Source organism: Streptomyces sp. NPDC036764 (assembly GCF_055609385.1).
Window position 1 is genome coordinate 950,248 of the sequence record NZ_JBVJPT010000001.1, and the last position, 24,486, is coordinate 974,733.

The 24,486-nt window shown below is 71.3% G+C and carries 18 protein-coding genes; 8 read left to right on the forward strand and 10 right to left on the reverse strand.

Annotation, left to right across the window (positions count from 1 at the left end):
- The first annotated feature begins 76 nt into the window (after positions 1-76).
- Genes wecB through ACZ69Q_RS04105 form a run of 4 tightly spaced genes read left to right on the forward strand, consistent with a single transcriptional unit; the run spans position 77 to position 5,793 of the window.
- Positions 77-1,165: a non-hydrolyzing UDP-N-acetylglucosamine 2-epimerase gene (gene wecB / locus ACZ69Q_RS04090; RefSeq protein ID WP_471035969.1), complete on the forward strand. Its 1,089-nt coding sequence runs from the start codon at positions 77-79 to the stop codon at positions 1,163-1,165.
- Positions 1,158-1,805 (forward strand): class I SAM-dependent methyltransferase, encoded by a 648-nt coding sequence (locus ACZ69Q_RS04095; RefSeq protein ID WP_471035971.1) that lies wholly within the window; start codon positions 1,158-1,160, stop codon positions 1,803-1,805. Before wecB ends, ACZ69Q_RS04095 begins: the two co-directional genes overlap by 8 nt.
- Positions 1,805-3,613 carry a hypothetical protein gene (locus tag ACZ69Q_RS04100; RefSeq protein WP_471035974.1) on the forward strand — a complete coding sequence of 603 codons (1,809 nt, stop codon included), beginning with the start codon at positions 1,805-1,807 and terminating at the stop codon, positions 3,611-3,613. Before ACZ69Q_RS04095 ends, ACZ69Q_RS04100 begins: the two co-directional genes overlap by 1 nt.
- Positions 3,610-5,793: a glycosyltransferase gene (locus ACZ69Q_RS04105; RefSeq protein WP_471035976.1), complete on the forward strand. Its 2,184-nt coding sequence runs from the start codon at positions 3,610-3,612 to the stop codon at positions 5,791-5,793. Before ACZ69Q_RS04100 ends, ACZ69Q_RS04105 begins: the two co-directional genes overlap by 4 nt.
- A 147-nt stretch (positions 5,794-5,940) precedes the next feature.
- Here the strand turns inward: ACZ69Q_RS04105 and ACZ69Q_RS04110 are convergent, their stop codons facing one another.
- Together ACZ69Q_RS04110 and ACZ69Q_RS04115 are read right to left on the reverse strand one after the other, a co-directional pair.
- Complete coding sequence (locus ACZ69Q_RS04110) at positions 5,941-7,281, reverse strand: MFS transporter (RefSeq protein ID WP_471035980.1); 1,341 nt, start codon at positions 7,279-7,281, stop codon at positions 5,941-5,943.
- A gap of 221 nt (positions 7,282-7,502) precedes the next feature.
- The gene (locus ACZ69Q_RS04115; RefSeq protein ID WP_471035984.1) at positions 7,503-8,168 is read right to left on the reverse strand and encodes a TetR family transcriptional regulator; all 666 of its coding nucleotides are present in this window, start codon (positions 8,166-8,168) and stop codon (positions 7,503-7,505) included.
- Positions 8,169-8,339: 171 nt separating this feature from the next.
- Here ACZ69Q_RS04115 and ACZ69Q_RS04120 point away from each other — a divergent pair, with 171 nt between their 5' ends.
- The gene (locus ACZ69Q_RS04120) at positions 8,340-9,236 is read left to right on the forward strand and encodes a shikimate dehydrogenase (RefSeq protein ID WP_471035986.1); all 897 of its coding nucleotides are present in this window, start codon (positions 8,340-8,342) and stop codon (positions 9,234-9,236) included.
- A gap of 84 nt (positions 9,237-9,320) precedes the next feature.
- A complete protein-coding gene (locus tag ACZ69Q_RS04125; RefSeq protein WP_471035989.1) occupies positions 9,321-11,153 on the forward strand; it encodes a bifunctional sugar phosphate isomerase/epimerase/4-hydroxyphenylpyruvate dioxygenase family protein in 1,833 nt (610 codons plus the stop codon).
- On the opposite strand, the gene ACZ69Q_RS04130 is transcribed toward ACZ69Q_RS04125, so the two are convergent.
- The 7 genes from ACZ69Q_RS04130 to tkt all read right to left on the reverse strand — a co-directional run bounded on the left by ACZ69Q_RS04130 (position 11,140) and on the right by tkt (position 21,078).
- Positions 11,140-12,606 carry a membrane-associated oxidoreductase gene (locus tag ACZ69Q_RS04130; protein ID WP_471035993.1) on the reverse strand — a complete coding sequence of 489 codons (1,467 nt, stop codon included), beginning with the start codon at positions 12,604-12,606 and terminating at the stop codon, positions 11,140-11,142. The two genes, ACZ69Q_RS04125 and ACZ69Q_RS04130, sit on opposite strands and share 14 nt — an antisense overlap.
- Positions 12,607-12,809: 203 nt before the next feature.
- Entirely contained in the window at positions 12,810-13,685 is an 876-nt protein-coding gene (gnd, locus tag ACZ69Q_RS04135; protein ID WP_471040039.1) for a phosphogluconate dehydrogenase (NAD(+)-dependent, decarboxylating), read from the reverse strand.
- 5 nt (positions 13,686-13,690) lie between these two features.
- On the reverse strand, positions 13,691-15,349 hold the full coding sequence (gene pgi / locus ACZ69Q_RS04140; RefSeq protein WP_471040042.1) for a glucose-6-phosphate isomerase: 1,659 nt from the start codon (positions 15,347-15,349) through the stop codon (positions 13,691-13,693).
- A 13-nt stretch (positions 15,350-15,362) separates the two neighbouring features.
- Complete coding sequence (gene opcA / locus ACZ69Q_RS04145) at positions 15,363-16,289, reverse strand: glucose-6-phosphate dehydrogenase assembly protein OpcA (RefSeq protein WP_471035996.1); 927 nt, start codon at positions 16,287-16,289, stop codon at positions 15,363-15,365.
- Positions 16,286-17,815: a glucose-6-phosphate dehydrogenase gene (zwf, locus tag ACZ69Q_RS04150; RefSeq protein WP_471036000.1), complete on the reverse strand. Its 1,530-nt coding sequence runs from the start codon at positions 17,813-17,815 to the stop codon at positions 16,286-16,288. Before zwf ends, opcA begins: the two co-directional genes overlap by 4 nt.
- Positions 17,812-18,981: a transaldolase gene (gene tal, locus ACZ69Q_RS04155; protein ID WP_471040044.1), complete on the reverse strand. Its 1,170-nt coding sequence runs from the start codon at positions 18,979-18,981 to the stop codon at positions 17,812-17,814. The genes zwf and tal overlap by 4 nt, the downstream gene beginning before the upstream one ends.
- A gap of 21 nt (positions 18,982-19,002) precedes the next feature.
- On the reverse strand, positions 19,003-21,078 hold the full coding sequence (gene tkt, locus ACZ69Q_RS04160) for a transketolase (protein WP_471036004.1): 2,076 nt from the start codon (positions 21,076-21,078) through the stop codon (positions 19,003-19,005).
- A 186-nt stretch (positions 21,079-21,264) separates the two neighbouring features.
- Here tkt and ACZ69Q_RS04165 point away from each other — a divergent pair, with 186 nt between their 5' ends.
- Positions 21,265-22,164 carry a helix-turn-helix transcriptional regulator gene (locus ACZ69Q_RS04165; protein ID WP_471036008.1) on the forward strand — a complete coding sequence of 300 codons (900 nt, stop codon included), beginning with the start codon at positions 21,265-21,267 and terminating at the stop codon, positions 22,162-22,164.
- Between the two features lie 243 nt (positions 22,165-22,407).
- Positions 22,408-22,800 carry a GerW family sporulation protein gene (locus tag ACZ69Q_RS04170; RefSeq protein ID WP_471036011.1) on the forward strand — a complete coding sequence of 131 codons (393 nt, stop codon included), beginning with the start codon at positions 22,408-22,410 and terminating at the stop codon, positions 22,798-22,800.
- 129 nt (positions 22,801-22,929) lie between these two features.
- Here the strand turns inward: ACZ69Q_RS04170 and ACZ69Q_RS04175 are convergent, their stop codons facing one another.
- Positions 22,930-24,324, reverse strand: coding sequence for a glycoside hydrolase family 16 protein (locus ACZ69Q_RS04175; protein WP_471036015.1), 1,395 nt, complete (start codon positions 24,322-24,324; stop codon positions 22,930-22,932).
- Positions 24,325-24,486: the final 162 nt, after the last annotated feature.

Here is a 24,486-nt window from a genome sequence, read left to right on the forward strand (position 1 = left end):
GGGCACCGGCCCCGAGGGAGCCGAAGGGGCATAGGGCGCCACGTAGGCGACCGAGCCATCAGACACGGAGGCAACCATGAACGGCTGCGTACTCCATGTGGTCGGCACCCGGCCGAACTTCGTCAAGGCCGCGCCGGTCGTCGCCGCTCTGGGCGCGGCAGGCTGCGAGCAGGTGCTCGTCCACACCGGACAGCACTACGACGAGCGGATGTCGGACATCTTCTTCCGGCAGCTCGGCCTGCCCGAACCCGACACCGACCTCGGCGTCGGCTCCGGCAGCCACGCCCGCCAGACCGCCGACCTCCTGGTGGCCCTGGAGGGCGAACTGACCGCCCGCGCACCCGCCCTCGTCACGGTCTACGGCGACGTGAACTCGACGCTGGCCGCCGCGCTGGTCGCCGCCAAACTGGGCATCCCCGTGGCGCATGTGGAGGCCGGTCTGCGCAGCTTCGACATGACGATGCCGGAGGAGGTCAACCGGCGTCTGGTCGACCAGATGGCCGAGCTGCTGTTCGCCACCAGCCCCGAGGCCGTCGGCCACCTCGCCCGCGAGGGCGTCGCCGCCGACCGCGTGCACCTCGTCGGCAACCCGATGATCGACACCCTGCTCACCCATATGGAGCAGTTCGACGCGGCGGGCGCGCGCAGGGCCCACGGACTGCCCGAGCGCTACGGCGTCGTCACCCTGCACCGGCCCGCCAACGTCGACGATCCGGAGGCGGCCGCTGCCGCCGCCCGCGTCCTTGCCGAGGCCGCCCGCCATCTCGACCTGGCCGTACCGCTGCACCCGCGCGGCCGGGCGGCGCTGCGGGCGGCCGGCCTCGCCGACGCGCCCGGCATCCACCTCCTCGACCCGCTCGGCTACGTCGAGTTCATGAGCCTGGTGCGCGCGGCCGCCGCCGTGATCACCGACTCCGGCGGTGTGCAGGAGGAGACGACCGTCCTGGGCGTCCCGTGCCTGACCCTGCGCACCACCACCGAGCGCCCGGTCACCGTCACCCACGGCACCAACCGGCTCGTCCGGCACGGGGAACTGGTGCCCGCGCTGCGCAAACTGCTGGACGGCGGGGGAGCGGCACCCGCCGAGGGACCGCCCCTGTGGGACGGCCGGGCCGGCGCCCGGATCGCCCGCGTGATCACCGGGTGGCTGGAGCGTCATGGCTGACGGGACGGCGACGCAGGACGGCACGCGGATGTACTGGGAGGCCCGGCACGCCGAGCACGACGACCTCGCCTCCGGCGGGCACACCGGGCTCGACCGCCCCGGCAACGAGCTCTTCTACGCCCAGCGGCTCGGCACGCTGCTCTCGCTCGTCGGTGACCTGTCCAGCCCCGCCGCCCCGCTGTTCGTGCTGGACGCCGGCTGCGGCAAGGGGTACTTCGCCCGCGCCCTGGCCCGCTGCGGCCACCGGGTCGACGCCTTCGACGCCAGCCGGACCGCCGTCGACCACGCCCGTGCCGAGGGCGGTGGCCCGCGCTACGCCGTCGCCACGCTCGACGAGTGGCGGGCTCCCTGGCCGTACGACATCGTCGTCTGCGTGGACGTCCTGTTCCACGTGCTCGACGACGAGGAGTGGGCGGCCGGGCTGCGCAACCTCGCCTCCCTGGTCCGCGTCGCCGGCCGGCTGATCGTCACCGACGAGGACACCGACCGCCGCACGCCCCGCGGTGCCCACACCGTGCACCGCCCGCTCACCGCCTACCGCGCCGAACTCGAGCCGCTCGGCCTGCGGCACACGCTCTCCAGGCCCTACGGCTTCCGGGAGAACCGGGTCGGCTTCCACGTCTTCACGAGGACCCGCTGATGCGCCTGACCGACCTGCTCCATCCGCACCTCGACACCGTCACGACGGTGGTGGACGCGACCGGCGGCGGACTGCGCCTGGAGCCCTACCTGCATCTGCCGCCGGGCATCGCCCTGCGCGCCGACGACGAACGGCCCGTCACCGAGGGTGAGTTGGCCCTCCTCTCCTACGGGCCCCACGCGGAGCCGCACGGCAGCGAGGACGCCCTGCGTGCCGTACTGGCCCGGATGCGGCCCGGTGCGCGCGGGCTGATCGTCTTCGGGCACGGCGGATCCGAGCTGCCCTACCACCGGCTCCTGGATCATCTGGTCGGCCACCGCTGCCAGGTGCTGCGCGCCGCCCCCCTCGACTACGTCCATCTGCACGCGGGCGCGGTCATCGCCCGCACCGACGAACTCCTGCCACCGCACGACTTCTTCGGCCGGCCGGTCCCGTCCGACGGCTACGCCACCGCGCTGCGGATCGCCGACGAGTACGTTTTCGCCGACCTCGCCTCCCGGTCCCTGCGCGCCCGGGTGATCGACCTCGAAACGGCCGCCGAGGACGCGGAACGCACCCGTCAGGCGGCCGGGCAGGACGCGCTCGCCGACCGGCTCGCCGCCGCCGTACGGGAGAAGGAGCAACTCGCCGGCGCGCTCAGGGCCGCCCGGGACCGGGTCGACGTCCTTCAGGCGCGGGTGGCCATGCTGGAGGGCTCGACCTCGCTGCGGGTGGGAAAGGCGCTGGTGACGGCCGCGCGCTCGCCGAAGCGGGGCGCGCGTCGACTGCCCGGGGAGCTGTACGGACTGTGGCGCGGGCGCCGGAGTTCCGCCGTTCGGGCGGCCGACGGCGCGAAGCAGGCGCAGACCGAGCCTCAGGCGCCCCTGGACGACCGTTTCCACCTCGCCCATCGCGCCCTGACCGTGGCGCCCCGCGACCGCCTCGTCGTCGCCGGAGTGCTCACCCCGGACGCCGCCGAGGACTTCGCGGCGGATGTGGTGGTCAACCCGCTGCTGCCGCACGACGGACGACTCCTCGTGCAGCGCACCGACCCCGACGTGCTCGTCGTGCAGCTCAGCGCCTGCACCGGCGGCGGACCCTGGTGGCTCACCGGCACCGGACTCGCCCCCGACCTGGACCGCACCCTCGCCGAACTGCTCGCCGAACAGCGAGTGCTGGGCAGGACGTCCGTGCTGTGGCGGGACGGCCCCGCCTCCGCCGCACCGGGCCTCACCCGGCTCGCCTGGGACGCCGTCCTCGACGCCGACACCGGCGTGCGGCTCGCCCGGCTCGACCCGGCCGCCGAGGGCAGGGAACGGCTGCGCGAGATCTTCCGGGCCGACAGCACCCGGGTACGGCTGTCGCAGCTCGCGCGGCTCGCCGACGCCCCGGACCCGCTGGACGAGCGGCGCGTCGCGGTGCTCGCCGCACCCCGGGACGGTACCGATGTCGCCCGGCTCGTCGGGCAGGTGCTCGGCCAGCGGCACCGGCCGGCCGAGGTCGTCGTGCCCGATCCGCAGGGCCTCGACGAACTCACCGCCGCCGGAGTGACGGTGCGCCGGGGCCCGCCCCTGGCGCCGTGGGTCGCCGACTGGACGGACCTCGCCGAGGACCGGCCCGACACCCTGCTGCTCGACCTGATGTGCGCCCAGGAGTACTCCGGCGCCGACGCGGTGGGCCACACCCCGACCGCCGACGACTACGTCTTCGTACCGTCCTTGCGGCCGCTGCTGGTACGCCGGTCGCTGCATCTGTCCGGTACGGAGCCCGGCAGTTGGGCGGGCCGAGGACACCGACTGTTCGCCGTGCGCGGGAAGGAGCCGTCATGAGCCGCACTCTGCGGGCGCTCGTCTACGGCGACGTCGACCTCAATCTCATCGACGGCTCCGCCGTCTGGGCCCAGTCGACAGTGCAGGCACTGTCCCGGGCGGGCTGCGACAGCCGGCTCGTCCTCAAGGCCCCCGTCCGCACCGGCCGGTTGACCGATCCGCTGGCCGAGCTGCCCCGGGTCGCTCTGGTGTCCCCGCACGAGGAGCGGCTGCTGGCGGGGCTCGCCGACCGGCCGATGTCGCCGGTGCAGGCCGCACAGGTACTCGCCCGGCTCGACGAGGACGAACCCTGCGACCTGCTGGTGCTGCGCGGCCGCAAGCTGGTCACCCGGATCGTCGCCGAGGGCGTCTTCGACGGGCGGATCTGGGCCTACCTCACCGACATCCCGCAGTCGGCCGCCGAGATGACCGAGGCGGCCCGCGCGGACCTCGTCCGCATCGCCGAGGCCTCGCACCGACTGCTGTGCCAGACCGAGGAGTTGCGCTGCTTCCTGGAGACGTGGGTGCCCGAGGCCTGCGGCAAGTGCGTGCTCAGCCCGCCCGCCGTGCCCGAGCCCGGCTTCCCGGTGCCGGACCGGGACGCTCCGCACGATCCGCTGCGGCTCGTCTACACCGGCAAGTTCGCGCCCCGCTGGAACACCCTGCCCATGACCAGGCTGCCGCAACTGCTCGCCGCACGGGGCGTCGCCGCCGAACTGCACACCGTCGGCGACAAGATCCACGACGACCCGGGCCACCCCGACTTCCAGGCCGACATGGCGCGTGCCCTGGCCGGCACTCCCGGCGTCCGCCACCACGGCGGACAGCCGCGCGAGGAGGCCATGCGCATCGCCGCCGACTGCGACGTCGGCCTCGGCTGGCGCGACCCGGTGCTCGACTCCAGCCTCGAACTGTCCACCAAGGTCCTGGAGTTCGGCGCCCTGGGCCTGCCCGTGGTCCTCAACCGCACCCCGGCCCACGAGGCGCTGCTCGGCACCGACTACCCGCTGTTCGTGCCGGGACGCGCCGGACTCGACGACGCCGCCGAGACGGTGGCCCGGGTCGCCCGTGAGCCGCAGTCACGGCGTCTCGCCGCCGTCCGCTGCCGCGCGGCCGCCCGGCAGTACACCCTGGACGGAGCGTCCGCCCGCTGGCGTGCCCACCTCGACCGGGCCTTCCCCGCCGGACCCACCGGGGTGAGAGACCGCCGGCACCCGCTGCGCGTGGGCGTCGCCGGACACGACCTGAAGTTCCTCACCCGGCTGCTCGACCACTTCCGCTCGACTCCCGGTCTGGAGGTACGGGTCGACGCCTGGCCGGCGCTCGCCCGCCACGACCCGGAGGCCAGCCGTGAACTCGCCGAGTGGGCGGACGTGGTGGTCGTGGAGTGGTGCGGCCCGGCAGCGGTCTGGTTCAGCCGGCACAAGCGGCGCGGCAGCCGGCTGATCGTACGCCTGCACCGCTTCGAACTGGACGCCGGCTGGCCCCGCCAGGTCGACATCGACGCCGTCGACCGGGTGGTGTGCGTCAGCCCGTACTACGCCCGCCGCACCCTGGAGCACACCGGCTGGCCCGCGTCGAAGGTGGTGGTCGTGCCCAACTGGGTCGACACCGACCAACTCGACCGTCCGAAGGCGCCGGGCGCCCACCACCGCCTCGGCATGATCGGTATCGCGCCCAGCCGCAAACGCCTCGACCTCGGCCTGGACGTCCTGGAGGTGCTGCGCGCCCGCGACCGGCGCTGGCACCTGTCGGTCAAGTCCAAGCCGCCGTGGGAGTACTGGTGGATCTGGAACAAGCCCGAGGAGCGCGCCCACTACGACGCCGTGCTGCACCGGATGCAGACCTCCCCGCTGCTCGAAGGGGCCGTCGTCTTCGACACGTTCGGACCGGACGTGGCGGGATGGCTGCGCCGGGTCGGGCATGTGCTGTCCACCAGCGACGACGAGAGCTTCCACCTCGCGCCGGCCGAGGGCATGGCCTCCGCTGCGGTGCCTTCGCTGCTGCCTTGGCCCGGTGCGGACGAGATCTACGACCGGCGCTGGATCCACGACACCCCCGAGGCGATGGCGGAGGCGATCGCCGTCCTTGAGGAGGACGACTGGCGCTCCGCGGGTGAGCTGGCCCGAACGCAGGTCAGGGAGGGGTTCTCGCTGGATCGGGTGGCTGAGACCTGGACGGAGTTGTTGTGCGCGGATTGATCTGCGGGCCGGTGGGGGTCGATCGCGCCCACGCGGCGGAGCCGCATATTGATACAGCCCCGCGCCCCTAAAGGGGGCGCGCCACCGCGGCTGTTCGTTCAGTGCCCGGTCCCCGGAGCCCTCATGGCGTCCGGGGACCGGTGTCGGTCAGGCCGCGACCTTCGCGGGTTGCGGGGCCTGCCCTGCCGCCCGCTCGCCGAGCTGCTCCGTCGGGACCTTCGCGGTCTCCCGCGCCGACAGCGCGGCCACGACCGGCGGCACGCACAGGGCGGCCGTGAACAGGGCCACAGCCGACCAGTTGTCACCGTCCGGGCCGGCGATCTGCGCGGCGAAGGTGACCGCGAAACCGGCGACCGCGAAACCGATCTGGGTGCCGATGGCCATGCCGGACAGCCGGACCCGGGTGGAGAACATCTCGCCGTAGAAGGAGGGCCACACGCCGTTCGCGGCGCTGTAGACGACACCGAAGGTGACGATGCCCAGCAGCAGGATCAGCGGGTAGGAGCCGGTCGAGATCGACCACAGGTACAGGAACATCATCACCGCGCTGCCGGTCGCGCCGATCAGGTACACCGGGCGGCGGCCGATGCGGTCCGAAAGGGTGGCCCACAGCGGGATCGCGCCGAGCGCGACCAGGTTGGCGAGCGCGCCCACCCACAGCATGGCGGACTTGTCCATCCCGACCGAGTCGCTCGTGGCGTACGACAGCGCCCACACCGTGAAGATCGTGCTGACCGAGGCGACCAGCGCACCGGCGATCACCCGCAGCACGTCCGCCCAGTGCTCCCGCATCAGCACCGCCAGCGGCAGCTTGACGACGCCTTCGGTGGCGGCCTGCTGCTCGAATGCCGGGGTCTCGTCGAGCTTGCGGCGGATGACGTAACCGACGACGGCGACCGCGATGCTCATCCAGAACGGCACCCGCCAGCCCCACGACATGAGCTGCTCCTCCGGCAGCGCGGCGATCGGGATGAAGACCAGCGTGGCCAGCAACTGCCCGCCCTGTGTACCGCTCAGCGTGAAGCTGGTGAAGAAGCCGCGCCGGTGCGGCGGCGCGTGTTCGAGGGTCATGGAGTTGGCGCTGGCCTGTTCGCCGGCCGCCGAGATGCCCTGGAGCACCCGGCACAGCACCAGCAGGACCGGCGCGAGGGTGCCGACCTGGTCGCGGGTGGGCAGACAGCCGATGAGGAACGTCGAGATGCCCATCAGGATCAGCGTGAAGACCATGATCTTCTTACGGCCCACCCGGTCGCCGAAGTGACCGAGGAACAGAGCGCCCACCGGCCGGGCCGCGTACGCCACACCGAACGTGGCCAGCGACAGCAGGGTGGCCGTCGCCGGGTCGGACTTGTCGAAGAAGACCTCCGGGAAGATCAGCGCGGCCGCGCTGCCGTAGATGAAGAAGTCGTAGTACTCCAGGGCGCTGCCGATCCAGGCAGCCATGGCCGCCTTGCGCGGCTGGCCGGCGTGCGTGTCGGGGACGGACACAGGGGTGCTCCTTCGAGGGAACTCCACCTTACGGGGAGTGTGTGGAGAGGAGAGGCGCCGGATCCCTGGGGTGACGGGTCGGCCACGCCGGGAGCTACCCGGCTAATTAACCCACTGGATAGTTAGTAGCGGATGGCTACGGATGTTGCGCCGACGTTTCCCGGGTGTCAAGAGGTCATGCCGAAGGATCTTGTGATGCGAGGCGTGCGGACCGGGCCCGGTCAGTCCTCGGCGCGCGGTGCCGTCAGGTAGGCGATGACCATGTCGCCGAGCATCGCGCGGTAGTACTCGCGCCGGGCCGGATCCACCAGGTCACGGCCGAACAGGGCGCCGAAGGTGTGCCGGTTGGAGACCCGGAAGAAGCAGTAGGAGCTGATCATCGCGTGCAGGTCGACGGCGTCGACGTCGGCCGTGAACAGGCCGGACTCCCGCCCCGACCGAAGGATCCGGCGGATCACGTCCAGGGCCGGCGAGCCGATCTTGCCGAGCTTCTCGGAGGCGGCGATGTGCTCGGCCCCATGGATGTTCTCGATGCTGACCAGGCGGATGAAGTCGGGGTGCTGCTCGTGGTGGTCGAAGGTCAGCTCGGCCAGCCTGCGGATGGCGGCGACCGGGTCCAGATGCTCCACGTCGAGCTGCTGCTCGGCCTCCCGGATCACGCCGTACGCCCGCTCCAGCACGGCCGTGAAGAGCTGCTCCTTGCCGCCGAAGTAGTAATAGATCATCCGCTTCGTGGTGCGGGTGCGGGCGGCGATCTCGTCCACGCGGGCACCGTCGTAGCCGGCGCGGGCGAACTCCTGCGTCGCGACGTCGAGGATCTCGGCCCTGGTGCGGGCGGCGTCGCGGATCCGCCCGTTGGTGCGTGCCGGCTCTTCGACGCTGGTCATCGGCTTCCTTCGGCGAGGGGCGGGCGCGTTTCGGTGGCCCACCCGCGTGCCGGTGATTGTAGAAGCCCGCTCGCCCCGTGTGCCGGGTCAGGTCTTCACAAGCTCCGGCGTCGCCTGCTATGACTAACTCACCAGTTCGTACATTAGTGAGCCGCTCAGGAGGTCCCACCGGTGGCCAAGGACGCCAAGGACTCGTATCTCGTCGGGCTGATCGGCTCCGGCATCGGCCCCTCGCTCAGCCCGGCGCTGCACGAGCGCGAGGCCGCCCGGCAGGGCCTGCGCTATCTGTACCGGCTGATCGACATCGACACGCTCGGCGTCCCGCCCGAGGCGGTGGGCGACCTGGTGCGGGCCGCGCGTGACCTGGGCTTCGACGGGCTCAACATCACCCACCCCTGCAAGCAGCTCGTCGTCGAGCACCTGGACGCGCTCGCCCCGCAGGCCGAGGCGCTGGGCGCGGTCAACACCGTCGTCTTCGAGGACGGCCGGGCCGTCGGCCACAACACGGACGTCACCGGCTTCGCCGCCTCCTTCGCGCGCGGGCTGCCCGACGTACCGCTGGAGCGGGTCGTGCAGCTCGGCGCCGGGGGCGCGGGCGCGGCCGTCGCGCACGCCATGCTGACCCTCGGCGCCGAGCGGGTCACCGTCGTCGACGCGCTGGGCGAGCGGGCCGCGGGCCTCGCCGGGGCGCTGAACCGGCACTTCGGTGCGGGGCGCGCTGCCGCGGCCGCGCCGGATCAGTTGGCGCGGCTGCTCGGTGCGGCGGACGGCGTCGTGCACGCCACGCCCACCGGCATGGCCGCCCATCCGGGTCTGCCCTTCGCCGCCGGACTGCTGCATCCCGGGTTGTGGGTCGCCGAGGTGGTCTACCGGCCGCTGGAGACGGAGCTGCTGCGTACCGCTCGTGCGGTTGGCTGCGCCGCTTTGGACGGGGGTGGGATGGCCGTGTTCCAGGCCGCGGACGCGTTTCGGCTGTTCACCGGGCGGGAGCCGGACAGTGCGCGCATGCTCGCGGATATCGCGGAGCTGGCCGGTGATGTCGAGAGCCCGGTGGGCAAGGCCGTGTGACGTCCGCGGGTCGTGTGTGGTTGCTCGCGCAGTTCCCCGCGCCCCTGACGGGGCGCTGCAGTACGGCGTGTTGAAGGAGTGGGTATGCGTACGTCCATCGCGACCGTCTCTCTGAGCGGGTCGCTCACCGAGAAGCTCACGGCCGCCTCCCGGGCCGGGTTCGACGGGGTCGAGATCTTCGAGAACGACCTGCTCGCGAGCCCCCTCGCCCCCGAGGAGATCCGCGCGCGGTGCGCCGATCTGGGGCTGGGCATCGACCTCTACCAGCCGATGCGGGACATCGAGGCCGTGCCCGCCGAGGAGTTCGCCCGCAATCTGCGGCGCGCCCGGCACAAGTTCGAGCTGATGCGCAGGCTCGGCGCCGACACCGTCCTCGTCTGCTCCAGCGTCCATCCCCTCGCCGTGGACGACGACGCGCTCGCCGCCCACCACCTGCACCAACTCGCCGATCTGGCCCAGGAGTTCGGCGTCCGGGTGGCGTACGAGGCGCTTGCCTGGGGCAGGCACGTCAACACCTACAACCACGCCTGGCGCATCGTGGAGGCCGCCGACCACCCCGCGCTCGGCACCTGCCTGGACAGCTTCCACATCCTCTCCCGCGGCTCCGATCCCAAGGGCATCGATGACATCCCCGGCGAGAAGATCTTCTTCCTCCAGCTCGCCGACGCCCCGCTGCTCGCGATGGACGTCCTCCAGTGGAGCCGCCACTACCGCTGCTTCCCCGGACAGGGCGGCTTCGACGTCGCCGGACTCGTCCGCCACGTCCTGCACACCGGATACGACGGCCCGCTCTCGCTGGAGATCTTCAACGACGTCTTCCGCCAGGCCGAGGCCGGCCCGACCGCCGTGGACGCCCACCGCTCGCTGCTCGTGCTGCAGGAGACGGTCGGCGTCGCGACCCCGCCCGCACCCGTCGTCCCCACCGGCGTAGCCTTCGCCGAACTCGTCACGCCCGACGCCGAACCGGTCGCCGCCGTGCTCGGCGCCCTCGGCTTCGCCCGCACCGCACGCCATCGCACCAAGCCGGTCGACCTCTGGCAGCAGGGCGAGGCCCGCATCCTGGTCAACACCTCGGGCGCCGCCCGCCGCACCGGCACCGGCCTCGCCGCGATCGGCCTCGAGTCACCCGACCCGGCCGGCGCCGCCCGCCGCGCCGAGGCCCTCCTGGCCCCCGTCCTGCCCCGCCGCCGCACCGCCGAGGACGCCCCGCTGGACGCGGTCGCGGCACCCGACGGCACGGAGCTCTTCTTCTGCGCGCCCCCCAGGCTCCCGGCCCCACTGGAGCAGGAAGGTGCCCCCGCCCGACCCGAACTGCCCGACTGGCGCGCCGACTTCGCCGACGTTCCGGGCGAGGCCCACGGCACCGGCGTGCACCGGATCGATCACCTCGCCCTCACCCAGCCCTGGCACCACTACGACGAGGCGACCCTCTTCCACCGCAGCGTCCTCGGGCTGCACGCCCAGGAGAGCGTGGACGTCGCCGACCCATACGGACTGATGCGCAGCCGCGCCGTCACCAACGCCGACGGCAGCGTCCGCATCGCCCTGGGCGTCGGCGCGGCACCCACGGACGACACCGTGCACGCCCAGCACATCGCGCTGGCCACGGACGACGTCGTCGCCGCGGCCCGCCGCTTCCGGGAGGCGGGCGGGCGGCTGCTGCCGATCCCCGCCAACTACTACGACGACCTGGCGGCACGGCATGAGTTCACCGACGGAGAGCTGGAGACGTACCGCGAACTCGGCATCCTCTACGACCGCGACGCACACGGCGAGTTCCGGCACTGCTACACCATGACCGTCGGCCGCGTCTTCTTCGAGCTCGTGCAGCGGGACGGCTACCGGGGCTACGGCGCGCAGAACGCGCCCGTGCGGCTGGCCGCGCAGCACACCGCCCGGGCGGTCATTGGCGGCTGACGGTGCGGGTCACACCGGCGACGACCGTGGTGGCCAGGATCCAGCCGATGAGGACCAGCGTGTACGCAAGGGCCTGCTGCAGGCCCTTCGGGGCGAACGCCGCTTCCTGACCGAAGGAGATCACCGGCAGCAGCAGGTCCAGGGTGTAGAAGACCGGGTTGAACTGCGGCGCCTCGTCCGCCTTCAACGGCGGGGGATGGTGCACCGCGAACGCCACCGAGGCGACCGCGAGCAGGGACAGCAGCCAGCCCAGCGCCCGCATCGGGCGGAAGCCGTAGCCGACGGCGGCGTCCTGGACATGGCCCCACAGACGGCCGTACCAGGGCAGGGTGGTGCGGTGCCGGCGCTGCTTGGCGAGCTGCACCAGCCGGGCGGCGTCGTCGTCGCCGGTGCGGCGGTAGGCGGCGGTCAACTGCTCGTACCCGTGCGGGTCGAAGGTGTCCTCGTCCCGCTCCAGCATGGGCAGCCGCTGCTCGGGCGGCACATGCGGGGTCAGGGACGTGTAGGTGAGGTCGAGGAGGCGGACCTGGTCCGGGAGCATCTCCGGCTCCAGGTTGAGGTGTTCTATCTGGGAGCGGCGCAGGTTGAGCATGCCCTGCATCCGCGGGCCCCGGCGCAGCCACACCTCGCCGATGACGCAACTGCTCGCCCGCATCGCCGTGCCGCCGGGATTGGACAGCCTGCTGTACAGCAGGTCGAGCCGGCCGGGAACGCGGGCACCGCGCAGGTCGATGCGCCCGTGCGTGCTCAGCCGTCTGCCTAGGACGTTGGCGCCCACCTCGAGGGCCTCGGCGCTGAGGACGAACTCGCCGGGATGACGCAGATCGGCCTCCTCCAGTCGGAGCGAGCCGCTGATCATGGCGCCGTTGAGGCGGATCTCGCCGCGCGTGCGCAGCCGCGACGCGCACAGGTCCTCCCCGACGGTCACCTGGTGGGCCTGCAGAACCGGATCCCCGGTTCCCTCGGGCGCGGTGATCTCGGCGCCCTCCAGATACAGCGCCCCGGCGATCTGCGCGCCGCCCAGCCGCACCGGCCCGCGGAACCGGCACCTCGTCAGCCGCAGCCCACCGTCGACCCGGACCCGCGCCGACGCCAGACCGGGCAGGTCGGACCCGGACAGATTGAGGTACTTCAGCTCGGCCCCGGAAAGATCCGGGACGGCCTCGAAGTGGCAGTCACTCAGGCGCGCGACGCTGGCGATCGTCGCGTATCGCAGATCCAGTGCGCCGGTGATCCGCGCGCCCGACACCTTGAGAGCGGCCACCTCCCCGCTCTGCACCGGGCCGTCGAGCAGCAGCGCCCGCAACACCGAGGCGCGGACGGTCCGTTGCGGGCCCCAGTCGGCACCGTCGGCCGCGCTCTCGCCCTGCGCCGCACGGAAGTCCACGGCCTCACCCTTGGGAAAGGCCTGCCAGACGCGAAGCTCGGCCGGCGTCAGATCGTTGATCTCCATCAGCCGGGACTCTGACGCCGGCCGCCGAACCTGTCAACTCACCGCCTGCCGACCGAAGAAGGACCGTTGGACGGCCGCACCCCAGGCGGAGTCCGGCGCGTCCTTCGGCTCGGCACTTGGGCGCGTCGGGCGGACCGCCCTGAGGCGGGCCGGCTCCCGGTGCCTGCCCGCCCGCACGTCAGTGCCCCAGCAACCCCAGCCCGCTACTTCGACTCGACGGCGTGCCCGCCGAACTGGTTGCGCAGCGCCGCGATCATCTTCATCTGCGGGGAGTCGTCCTGACGGGAGGCGAACCGGGCGAACAGGGAGGCCGTGATCGCGGGCAGCGGCACGGCGTGGTCGATGGCCGCCTCGACGGTCCACCGGCCCTCGCCGGAGTCCTGCGCGAAGCCCTTCAGCTTCTGCAGGTGCTCGTCCTCGTCCAGGGCGTTCACCGCGAGGTCCAGCAGCCAGGAGCGGATGACCGTGCCCTGCTGCCAGGAGCGGAACACCTCACGCACGTTGTCCACCGAGTTGACCTTCTCCAGCAGCTCCCAGCCCTCGGCGTAGGCCTGCATCATGGCGTACTCGATGCCGTTGTGGACCATCTTCGAGAAGTGCCCGGCACCGACCCGGCCGGCGTGCACATAGCCGTACGGGCCCTGCGGCTTGAGCGCCTCGAAGATCGGCTGGAGCCGCTCCACGTGCTCCTTCTCGCCGCCGACCATCAGCGCGTAGCCGTTCTCCAGGCCCCACACGCCGCCGGAGACGCCCGCGTCGACGAAGCCGATGCCCTTGATGCCGAGTTCGGCGGCGTGCTTCTCGTCGTCCGTCCAGCGGGAGTTGCCGCCGTCGACCACCGTGTCGCCCGGGGACAGCAGGTCCTTGAGCTCGTCGACGACGCCCTGGGTGGCGGTGCCGGCCGGGACCATCACCCACACCGTGCGCGGCGCGTCGAGCCGCTGGACCAGCTCTTCGAGGCTCTTGACGTCGGAGACGTCGGGGTTGCGGTCGTAGCCGATGACGGTGTGGCCGGCGCGGCGGATCCGTTCGCGCATGTTGCCGCCCATCTTGCCGAGACCGATGAGGCCCAACTGCATGGCAGTCATGTCAGATTCACTTCCTTGAGTTCACGGTAGGCGGCCACGAGGGCGGCGGTGGAGGCATCGAGACCGGGGACGTCGGCGCCCTCGGTGAGGGCGGGCTCGACCCGCTTGGCGAGGACCTTGCCAAGCTCCACGCCCCACTGGTCGAAGGAGTCGATGTGCCAGATCGCACCCTGCACGAAGACCTTGTGCTCGTAGAGGGCGACCAACTGGCCGAGGACCGACGGGGTCAGCTCGCGGGCGAGGATCGTGGTGGTCGGGTGGTTGCCGAGGAAGGTGCGGTGCGGGACCTGCGCCTCGGGCACCCCTTCCGCGCGGACCTCGTCGGCCGTCTTGCCGAAGGCGAGCGCCTGGCCCTGCGCGAACAGGTTCGCCATCAACAGGTCGTGCTGGGCCTTGAGTTCGTCGCTCAGCTCGGCGACCGGGCGGGCGAATCCGATCAGGTCGGCCGGGATCAGCCGGGTTCCCTGGTGGATGAGCTGGTAGTAGGCGTGCTGCCCGTTGGTGCCGGGCGTGCCCCACACCACCGGACCGGTCTCCCAGCCCACGACGTGCCCGTCGCGGTCCACCGACTTGCCGTTGGACTCCATGTCGAGCTGCTGGAGGTACGCCGTGAACTTCGACAGGTAGTGGCTGTACGGCAGCACCGCATGGGACTCGGCGCCGAAGAAGTTGCCGTACCAGACGCCCAACAGGCCCATGATCAGCGGGGCGTTGGCCTCGGGGGGTGCGCTTTTGAAGTGCTCGTCGACGGTGTGGAAGCCGTCGAGCATCGCCCGGAAGTTGGCCGGGCCGATGGCGACCATCAGGGACAGGCCGATCGCCGAGTCGTAGGAGTAGCGGCCGCCGACCCAGTCCCAGAACTCGAACATGTTGTCCGGGTCGATACCGAACTCGGTGACCTTGCCGGCGTTCGTCGACAGTGCCACGAAGTGCTTGGCGACCGCCTTCTCGTCGCCGCCCAGCCCGGCCAGCATCCAGGAACGGGCCGAGGTGGCGTTGGTGATCGTCTCGATCGTGGTGAACGTCTTCGACGCGACGATGAACAGCGTCTCGGCCGGGTCCAGGTCCCGCACCGCCTCGTGCAGGTCGGCACCGTCGACGTTGGAGACGAACCGGAACGTCAACTCCCGTGCCGTGAACGGGCGAAGAGCCTCGTACGCCATCGCGGGACCGAGATCGGAGCCGCCGATGCCGATGTTGACGACGTTCCTGATCCGCTTGCCGGTGTGGCCGGTCCAGGCGCCGGAGCGCACGCGTTCGGCGAAGCCGCTCATCTTGTCGAGCACCGCGTGCACCTTGGGCACGACGTTCTCGCCGTCCACCTCGATCACCGCGTCACCCGGCGCACGCAGCGCGGTGTGCAGTACGGCGCGGTCCTCGGTGGTGTTGATCTTCTCGCCGCGGAACATGGCGTCGCGCAGCCCGGACACGTCGGTTGCGACGGCCAGTTCGTGAAGGTGGGCGAGCGTCTCGTCGTTGATCAGGTGCTTGGAGTAGTCGATGCGCAGATCGCCCACGCGCACGACGTACCGCTCGGCGCGGGACGGGTCGGCCTCGAACAGGTCGCGCAGCCGCGGGCGCTGGAGCGCGTCCGCGCGGTGGTCCTCCAGGGCCGCCCACTCGGGGCGCCGGTTGAGCCTGGGGAAGCCGGACAGCGGGTCGGACATGTCAGGACGTCTCCTTGCCGGCCTCGCCCCGCAGGGCGATGGCGTACATCTCGTCGGCGTCGAGGCGCCTGAGCTCCTCGGCGATGAGTTCGGAGGTGGTGCGCACCTTCAGCGCCAGGGTGCGCGACGGCTGGTCCGGCAGGGACAGCGTGGCCAGCGGCCCCTCGGGACGGTCGATGACGATCTCGCCGTCCTCGGTTCCCAGGCGCACGCCCGTGACGACCGGTCCGGCGGTGACGACCCGCTCGGCGCTGACGTGCAGCCGGGCCTCCAGCCAGCGCGCCAGCAGCTCGGCGGCCGGGTTGTCGGCCTCCGCCTCCACGACCGCCGAGACGATCGGCACCCGCGCCTGGTCCAGGGCCGCGGCGAGCATGGAGCGCCACGGGGTGAGCCGGGTCCACGCGAGGTCGGTGTCGCCGGGCGCGTAGGAGCGGGCGCGCACCTCCAGGTCCGACAGCGGGCTCTCGGTGGTGTACAGGTCGGTGATCCGGCGCTGGGCCAGCGCGCCCAGCGGGTCCTTCGACGGGTTCTCGGGCGCGTCCACCGGCCACCACACCACGACCGGCGCGTCCGGCAGCAGCAGCGGCAGCACCACCGAGTCGGCGTGGTCGGACACCTCGCCGTACATCCGCAGGATCACCGTCTCGCCGGTGCCGGCGTCGGCGCCCACCCGGACCTCGGCGTCGAGGTGGGAGCGGGTGCGGTCGCGCGGGGTGCGGGCGTGCCGCTTGATGACGACCAGGGTGCGCGCCGGGTGCTCGTGCGACGCCTCCTCGGCCGCCTTGATCGAGTCGTAGGCGTTCTCCTCGTCCGTGACGATGACCATCGTCAGGACCATGCCCACGGCCGGCGTGCCGATCGCGCGGCGGCCCTGCACCAGCGCCTTGTTGATCTTGCTTGCCGTGGTGTCGCTCAGGTCGATCTTCATGGCCTGCGCCAGCTCCGTCCGTCTCGTGCGAGCATCTCGTCGGCTTCCTCGGGTCCCCAGCTCCCGGACGCGTACCGCGCCGGCCTGCCGTGCTTGTCCCAGTACTCCTCGATCGGATCGAGGATCTTCCAGGACTCTTCCACTTCCTGGTGACGGGGGAACAAATTGGCGTCTCCAAGGAGGACATCCAGGATGAGCCGCTCGTAGGCCTCCGGGCTCGACTCCGTGAAGGACTCGCCGTAGGCGAAGTCCATCGTCACGTCCCGGATCTCCATCGAGGTACCCGGCACCTTGGAGCCGAACCGCACGGTCATGCCCTCGTCCGGCTGGACGCGGATGACGACGGCGTTCTGGCCGAGCTCCTCGGTGGCGGTGGAGTCGAAGGGGGAGTGCGGTGCCCGCTGGAAGACGACCGCGATCTCCGTCACCCGCCGCCCCAGCCGCTTGCCGGTGCGCAGATAGAACGGCACGCCCGCCCAGCGCCGGTTGTCGACGTTCAGCCTGATGGCCGCGTAGGTGTCGGTCTTCGAGTCCGGGTCGATGCCGTCCTCGTCCAGGTAGCCGAGCACCTTCTCGCCGCCCTGCCAGGCCGTCGCGTACTGCCCGCGCACGGTGTGCCGCCCGAGATCCTCCGGCAGCTTGACCGCCCTGAGCACCTTCAGCTTCTCGGTGAGCAGCGACGCGGCGTCGAACGCGGCCGGCTCCTCCATGGCGGTCAGCGCCATGAGCTGGAGCAGGTGGTTCTGGATGACGTCACGGGCCGAGCCGATGCCGTCGTAGTAGCCCGCACGGCCGCCGATGCCGATGTCCTCGGCCATGGTGATCTGCACGTGGTCGACGTACGACCGGTTCCAGATCGGCTCGAACATCTGGTTCGCGAAGCGCAGCGCCAGGATGTTCTGGACGGTCTCCTTGCCGAGGTAGTGGTCGATCCGGAAGACCTGCTCCGGGTCGAACACGTCGTGCACGATCGCGTTCAGCTCACGGGCGCTCGCGAGGTCCCGGCCGAACGGCTTCTCGATGACCGCCCGCCGCCAGGACCCCTCGGGGGCGTCCGCGAGGCCGTGCTTCTTGAGCTGCTGCACGACCTTCGGGAAGAACTTCGGCGGTACGGAGAGGTAGAAGGCGTAGTTGCCGCTCGTGCCGCGCGCCTTGTCGAGGTCCACGACGGTCTGGCGCAGCCGGTCGAACGCCTCGTCGTCGTCGAAGTCACCCGGGATGAACCGCATGCCCTCGGAGAGCTGCTGCCAGACCTCCTCGCGGAACTCGGTACGGGCGTGCTCACGCACCGAGTCGTGCACGATCTGCGCGAAGTCCTCGTCCTCCCAGTCCCGGCGGGCGAACCCGACGAGCGAGAAGCCCGGCGGCAGCATGCCGCGGTTGGCGAGGTCGTACACCGCTGGCATCAGCTTCTTGCGGGACAGGTCGCCCGTGACCCCGAAGATCACGAGCCCGGACGGGCCTGCGATACGGGGCAGACGGCGGTCCCGTGCGTCGCGGAGGGGGTTGTCCCAGTCGGAGGTCATTCTGCGTCAGCTCCCTTGTTGCCGAGCGACTTCTTGACGGCGTCCAACAGGTCCTGCCACGCCACCTCGAACTTGGCGACGCCCTCGTGCTCCAAGCGGGTGACGACCTCGTCGTAGGAGATCCCGAGCGCCTCCACGGCGGCCAGGTCGGCGCGGGCCTGCGCGTAGCCGCCCGTCACCGTGTCGCCGGTGATCCCGCCGTGGTCGGCGGTGGCGTTCAGAGTGGCCTCGGGCATCGTGTTGACGGTGCCGGGCGCGACCAGTTGGTCCACGTACAGAGTGTCCTTGTAGGCGGGGTCCTTGACGCCCGTGGAGGCCCACAGCGGGCGCTGCTTGTTGGCCCTGGCGCCGGTCAGGGCCGTCCAGCGTGCTCCTGACCGTGTCGAATCGTCGGCAGAGCCGAACACATCCTCGTACGCCTCGTAGGCCAGGCGCGCGTTGGCGAGCGCCGCGCGGCCCTTCAGCGCGAGGGCCTCGTCCGTGCCGATCGCCGTCAGCCGCTTGTCGATGTCCGCGTCGACGCGGGAGACGAAGAAGGACGCCACAGAGTGGATGGCGGACAGGTCCAGGCCCTTGGCGGCGGCCTTCTCCAGACCGGCCAGGTAGGCGTCCATGACCTCGCGGTAGCGCTCCAGGGAGAAGATCAGCGTGACGTTGACGCTGATGCCGAGGCCGATGACCTCGGTGATCGCCGGGAGGCCGGCCCTGGTCGCCGGGATCTTGATCATCACGTTGGGGCGGTCGACCAGCCAGGCGAGCTGCTTGGCCTCGGCGATCGTGGCCGCCGTTTCGTGGGCGAGGCGCGGGTCGACCTCGATGGAGACCCGGCCGTCGCGGCCGTCGGTGGCGTCGTACACGGGGCGCAGGATGTCGGCGGCGGCACGGACGTCGGCGGTGGTCATCATCCGCACGGCCTCGTCGACCGTGACGCCCCGCACCGCGAGGTCGGCGAGCTGCTCCTCGTAGCCCTCGCCGGAGCCGATGGCGGCCTGGAAGATGGACGGGTTGGTGGTGACGCCCACGACGTTCTTGTCCGCGATGAGTTCGGCGAGGTTGCCGGAGTCGATCCGCTTGCGCGACAGGTCGTCCAGCCAGATCGAGACGCCCTCGTCGGACAGGCGCTTCAGCGTGCCCGCGGTCGCGGTTGCTTCGGTGGTCACAGTGATCGTCTTCTTTCTGCGTTCAGGTCAACCGCGGGCGGCGGCAAGCGATTCCCGGGCGGCGGCGGCCACGTTCTCGGGGGTGAAGCCGTACTCGGCGAACAAGGTCTTCGCGTCGGCGGAGGCGCCGAAGTGCTCCAGGGAGACGATGCGTCCGGCGTCGCCCACGAAGCGGTACCAGGTGAGCCCGATGCCGGCCTCGACGGCGACCCGCGCCTTCACGGCCGGCGGCAGGACGCTCTCGCGGTACTCACGCGGCTGCTGCTCGAACCACTCCACGGACGGCATCGACACCACCCGCGTGCCGATCCCCTCGGCCTCCAGCCGCTCGCGCGCGGCGACCGCGAGCTGGACCTCGGAGCCGGTCGCGATGAGAACGACGTCCGGCGTGCCGGTGGAGGAGTCCCGAAGGACGTAACCACCCTTTGCCGCATCGGAGTTGGGCGCGTATGTCGGCACGCCCTGGCGGGTCAGTGCGAGGCCGTGCGGGGCCGGGTCGGTGGAGTGGCGGCGCAGGATCTCGGCCCACACGATCGCGGTCTCGTTGGCGTCCGCCGGGCGCACGATGTTCAGGCCCGGGATGGCACGCAGCGACGCCAGGTGCTCGACCGGCTGATGGGTCGGGCCGTCCTCGCCCAGACCGACGGAGTCGTGCGTCCACACGTACGTCACCGGAAGCTGCATGAGAGCCGACATGCGCACGGCGTTGCGCATGTAGTCGGAGAACACCAGGAAGGTGCCGCCGTAGATACGGGTGTTGCCGTGCAGGGCGATGCCGTTCATCTCCGCGGCCATCGAGAATTCACGGATGCCGAAGTGGACGGTACGGCCGTACGGGTCGGCCTCCGGCAGCGGGTTGCCCTTGGGCAGGAACGAACTCGCGCTGTCGATGGTGGTGTTGTTGGAGCCGGCCAGGTCGGCCGAGCCGCCCCACAGCTCGGGAAGGACCGCGCCCAGCGCCTGGAGCACCTTGCCGGAGGCAGCGCGGGTCGCGACCGGCTTGCCCTCCTCGAACACCGGGAGCGAGGACTCCCAGCCCTCGGGAAGCTGGCCGGCGACGATCCGGTCGAACAGCCGGGCGCGCTCGGGGTCGGCGGCGCGCCAGGCGCCGAACCGCTTGTCCCAGGCCGCGTGCGCCTCGGCGCCCCGGTCCAGGGCGCGGCGGGCGTGGGCGAGGACCTCGTCGGCGACCTCGAAGGACTTCTCCGGGTCGAAGCCCAGGAGGCGCTTGGTGGCGGCGATCTCGTCCTCGCCGAGGGCGGAGCCGTGCGAGGCCTCGGTGTTCTGCGCGTTCGGGGCGGGCCACGCGATGATGGTGCGCATCGCGATGATCGAGGGGCGCTCGGTCTCGGCCTGGGCCGCCCTGAGCGCCGCGTACAGCGCGTGGACGTCGATGTCGCCGCCGAGCTCCGGCTCGATCCGCTGCACGTGCCAGCCGTACGCCTCATAGCGCTTCAGCACGTCCTCGGAGAACGCGGTCGCGGTGTCGCCCTCGATGGAGATGTGGTTGTCGTCGTAGAGGAAGACCAGGTTGCCGAGCTTTTGGTGGCCGGCCAGCGAGGAGGCCTCGGCGGAGACGCCCTCCTCCAGGTCGCCGTCGGAGACGATCGCCCAGATGGTGTGGTCGAACGGGGACTCGCCCTCGGCGGTGTCCGGGTCGAACAGGCCGCGTTCGTAGCGGGCGGCCATCGCCATGCCGACGGCGTTGGCGACACCCTGGCCGAGCGGGCCGGTCGTCGTCTCGACGCCTGCCGTGTGCCCGTACTCGGGGTGACCCGGCGTCTTCGAACCCTGCGTCCGGAACGACTTGAGGTCGTCGAGCTCCAGCTCGTACCCGGCGAGGAAGAGCTGGGTGTAGAGCGTCAGCGAGGTGTGGCCGGGGGAGAGGACGAAGCGGTCGCGTCCGGTCCACTCAGGGTCGGCGGGGTCGTGCCGCATCACCTTCTGAAAGATCGTGTACGCGGCGGGGGCGAGGCTCATCGCCGTGCCCGGGTGGCCGTTGCCGACCCGCTGTACGGCATCGGCCGCGAGAAGGCGGGCCGTGTCGACGGCACGCCGGTCGAGTTCGGTCCATTCGAAGCTGTCCGGGGTCTGCGTGCTCATCTTCAAAAAGTCCTCGATCGGAGCGAAGTAGCTGGTCCAACGCGTTCAAAAGTAAAAGTCTGACTTTTGAGAGGGAAGGTCGGCGTGTGTCAGGCTGTGGTGAAAGTGGGACACCGCGAGGAGTGCCGCGCACGGCTGAGCGGGGGCGGCGCACGGGTGAGACGGCACGAGACGGACATGGTGGATATGGCGGATATCGCGGACGCGAGGGCTCAAGGCGGTGACGCGATACGGACGTTTCCGTTCCCGGCCGATCTGAGCGTCCTCGGCGTCGGCATGCAGGTGGGCCGGATGGGCGCCGGCCGCACCTGGCACGCCGCGGACGCACCGCTGGAGCGGGTGCACCGCATCGACTTCCACGTCGTGATGCTCTTCACCGAGGGGCCCGTGCGGCACATGATCGACTTCGCCGAGTACGAGGCGGACGCCGGCGACCTGCTGTGGATCCGCCCCGGCCAGGTCCACCGCTTCTCCGGGACCGACGACTACCGCGGCACCGTCCTGACCATGCAGCCCGGCTTCCTGCCCCGCGCCACCGTCGAGGCGACCGGCCTCTACCGCTACGACCTGCCGCCCCTGCTCCACCCCGACGAGGCCCAGCTTCCCGCCCTGCGCTCGGCCCTCGCCCAGTTGCAACGCGAGTACGAGGACACCACGACCCTGCCGCTGAGCCTGCACACCGCCGTCCTGCGGCACTCGCTGACGGCGTTCCTGCTGCGCCTGGCCCATCTCGCCGCGAGCTCGGCGGAGGCCGCGCGCCACCAGGGCGACACGACGTTCACCCTCTTCCGGGAAGCGGTGGAGCGGGGCTTCGCCACCAACCACAGCGTCAGCGCGTATGCCGATCAGCTCGGCTACTCGCGGCGCACCCTGGTGCGTGCGGTGCGCGCCGCGACCGGTGAGACACCCAAAGGGTTCATCGACAAGCGGGTGATCCTGGAGGCGAAGCGACTGCTCGCCCACACGGACATGCCGATCGGCCGTGTGGGAGCGGCGGTCGGGTTCCCGGACGCCGCGAACTTCTCCAAGTTCTTTCATCAGCACACGGAGATGACGCCGGCGGTGTTCCGGGCGGAGCTTCGTTGACGTGGCGCCGTAGGTGGCGGCGTGCAGGGTCGTCGAGCGTCTGCGGGTCGGTTGTGGCTTGTCGCGCAGTTCCCCGCGCCCCTCAGGGCGTTGTCGAACCGCGTGTCTGATGGATGCGCCCCGCTGCGAACCCTCCGTCGAGCAGGGACGGGTGAACCGGCGGGGCCGCTTGACACGGGGGGCCCGGGTGTCTACGAAGCCTGCATGACCGCCCATGAAGAAGACAAAGAAGACCCCGCGCCCGTGGCCGAGTCTGCCCCGGACGTCACGACCGCCCCCGCCTCCGTCACCCTCCTGGAACGCCTCGCCGAGAAGCTCGGCGGCCGTGCCTCGGTCACCGCCGTCTACGGCGAACCCGTCACCGCCGACGGCATCACCGTCATCCCGGTCGCCAGGGTCGCCTACGGCTTCGGCGGCGGCGCGGGACACAAGGCCGAGGGCGCCAAGACCGAGGACGGCGGGGGCGGTGGGGGAGGCGTCGAGGCCAAGCCCCTCGGCTACATCGAGATCCGGGACGGCATCACCACCTACCGGCCCATCCGGGACCCCTGGCGCGACATCGCGCTCCCGCTGGCCGCCCTCGCCCTTGCCCTCACTCTCCCGAAGGCGGTCCGCGCGCTGCGACGGCCCCGCTGAACACGCCGGTGCCCCGCGCCCCGAAGGGGCGCGGGGCTGTATCGATGTGCGGCTCCGCCGCGTGTGCGCGACCAGCCACGACAGACCCGCGGACCACTGACGCCTGTCGTGGCTCGATGCGCGGAGCGCTCAGCGGCCGAAGTTGAACCAGTTCACGTTGACGAAGTCCGCCGGCTGACCGCTGGTGAAGGTCAGATAGACGTCGTGCGTACCCGTCACCCCGGTGATGTTCGCCGGGATCGTCCGCCACGACTGCCAGCCGCCCGTGTTGCCCACCGCGAAACTGCCGACGGGCGCGTTGCCGCGGCTGTCCAGGCGCACCTCGACCAGACCGCTGACGCCGCCCGCCGCACCGCTGGCCACCCGGCCGACGAACTGGTTGGCCGCCGGGGAACCGAAGTTGACACCCCGGTAGAGCGCCCAGTCGCCGTTGGCGAGGGAGGCGATGTTCTGGCCGCCGCCCGAGTCGGAGGTGGACTCGGTGCCCACGCCGCCCTGGCCGTCGTAGGACTCGGCCTGGATGGCGCTGTAGGCGTCACGGTTGCCCGTCGGCGGGGGTGTGGTACCGCTCCCGCTGGACAGCACCTGGACGTAGTCGACGACCATCGAGTGGCCCGGCTGCGTGCCGCCGTCCGGGCCGCCGCCGAAGGCGTCCGGGAAGCCGCCGCCCATGGCCACGTTGAAGATGATGAAGAAGCCGTGGTTCGTCGCGTTCGTCCACGTCGTCGCGTCGACCTGGTTGGACCGTACGGTGTGGAAGTTGACGCCGTCGAGATAGAAGCGGATCTCCTCGACGCTCGTGGAGCGGTCCCACTCCATCCGGTAGGTGTGGAAGCCTGCCTGACAGGTCGTGCCGGAGCAGGGGGTGTTGCTTCCGATGCCGCTGGTCTCGTTGCAGGGGCCGCCGGGTGAGGTGCCGCAGTGCATGGTGGCGAACACCGTGTTCATGCCCTGGGTGTTCTCCATGATGTCCAGCTCGCCGACGCTCGGCCAGTTCCAGTAGTTGCCGCGGTAGGGCGCGCCCAGCATCCAGAACGCCGGCCAGTACCCCTTGGCGGCCGCTCCGGTCACGTTCGGCACCTGGATACGGGACTCGACGCGGAGCTTGCCGCCCGCCGGGGGCTGGAAGTCGGTGCGGTTGGTCTCGATGCGCCCGGAGGTCCAGTTGCCGGATGCGTCCCGGCGGGGCGTGATGCGCAGATTGCCGTTGCCGTCGAGTGACACGTTGTCCGTGCTGCTCGTCATCGTCTCGATCTCGCCGGTACCCCAGTTGGCGGGGCCGCCGGGATAGCCCTTGCCGGTCGCGTACTGCCAGTTGGAGGTGTTCACGCCGGAGCCCGCGGCGCCCTCGAAGTCGTCCAGGAACACCTGCGTCCAGCCCGAAGGGGGCGTGGGCGCCGACGCGTTGGCGGAGGGGACGGCGACAGTGGCTGCGGCCGCCACGAGGCCGAGCGTGCCGAGTACGGCCAGCAGCGCGCGCCTTGGGGAGCGGGGTCTGCGGTGTATGCCGGAGGGGTCACTCATGGGGTGCTGCCTCTCGGTGTACGGAAGTGGGGAGCGGGATGCCTTCGAGAACTCGTTGAGAGCGCTCTCAAAGTGCCGCCAATGTGCTCCCCGGCACTCCGGTCGTCAAGAGGTGAAGCAGATAAATCCCTTGCATCACAGGGAAGTTCACCCTGTGAAGGC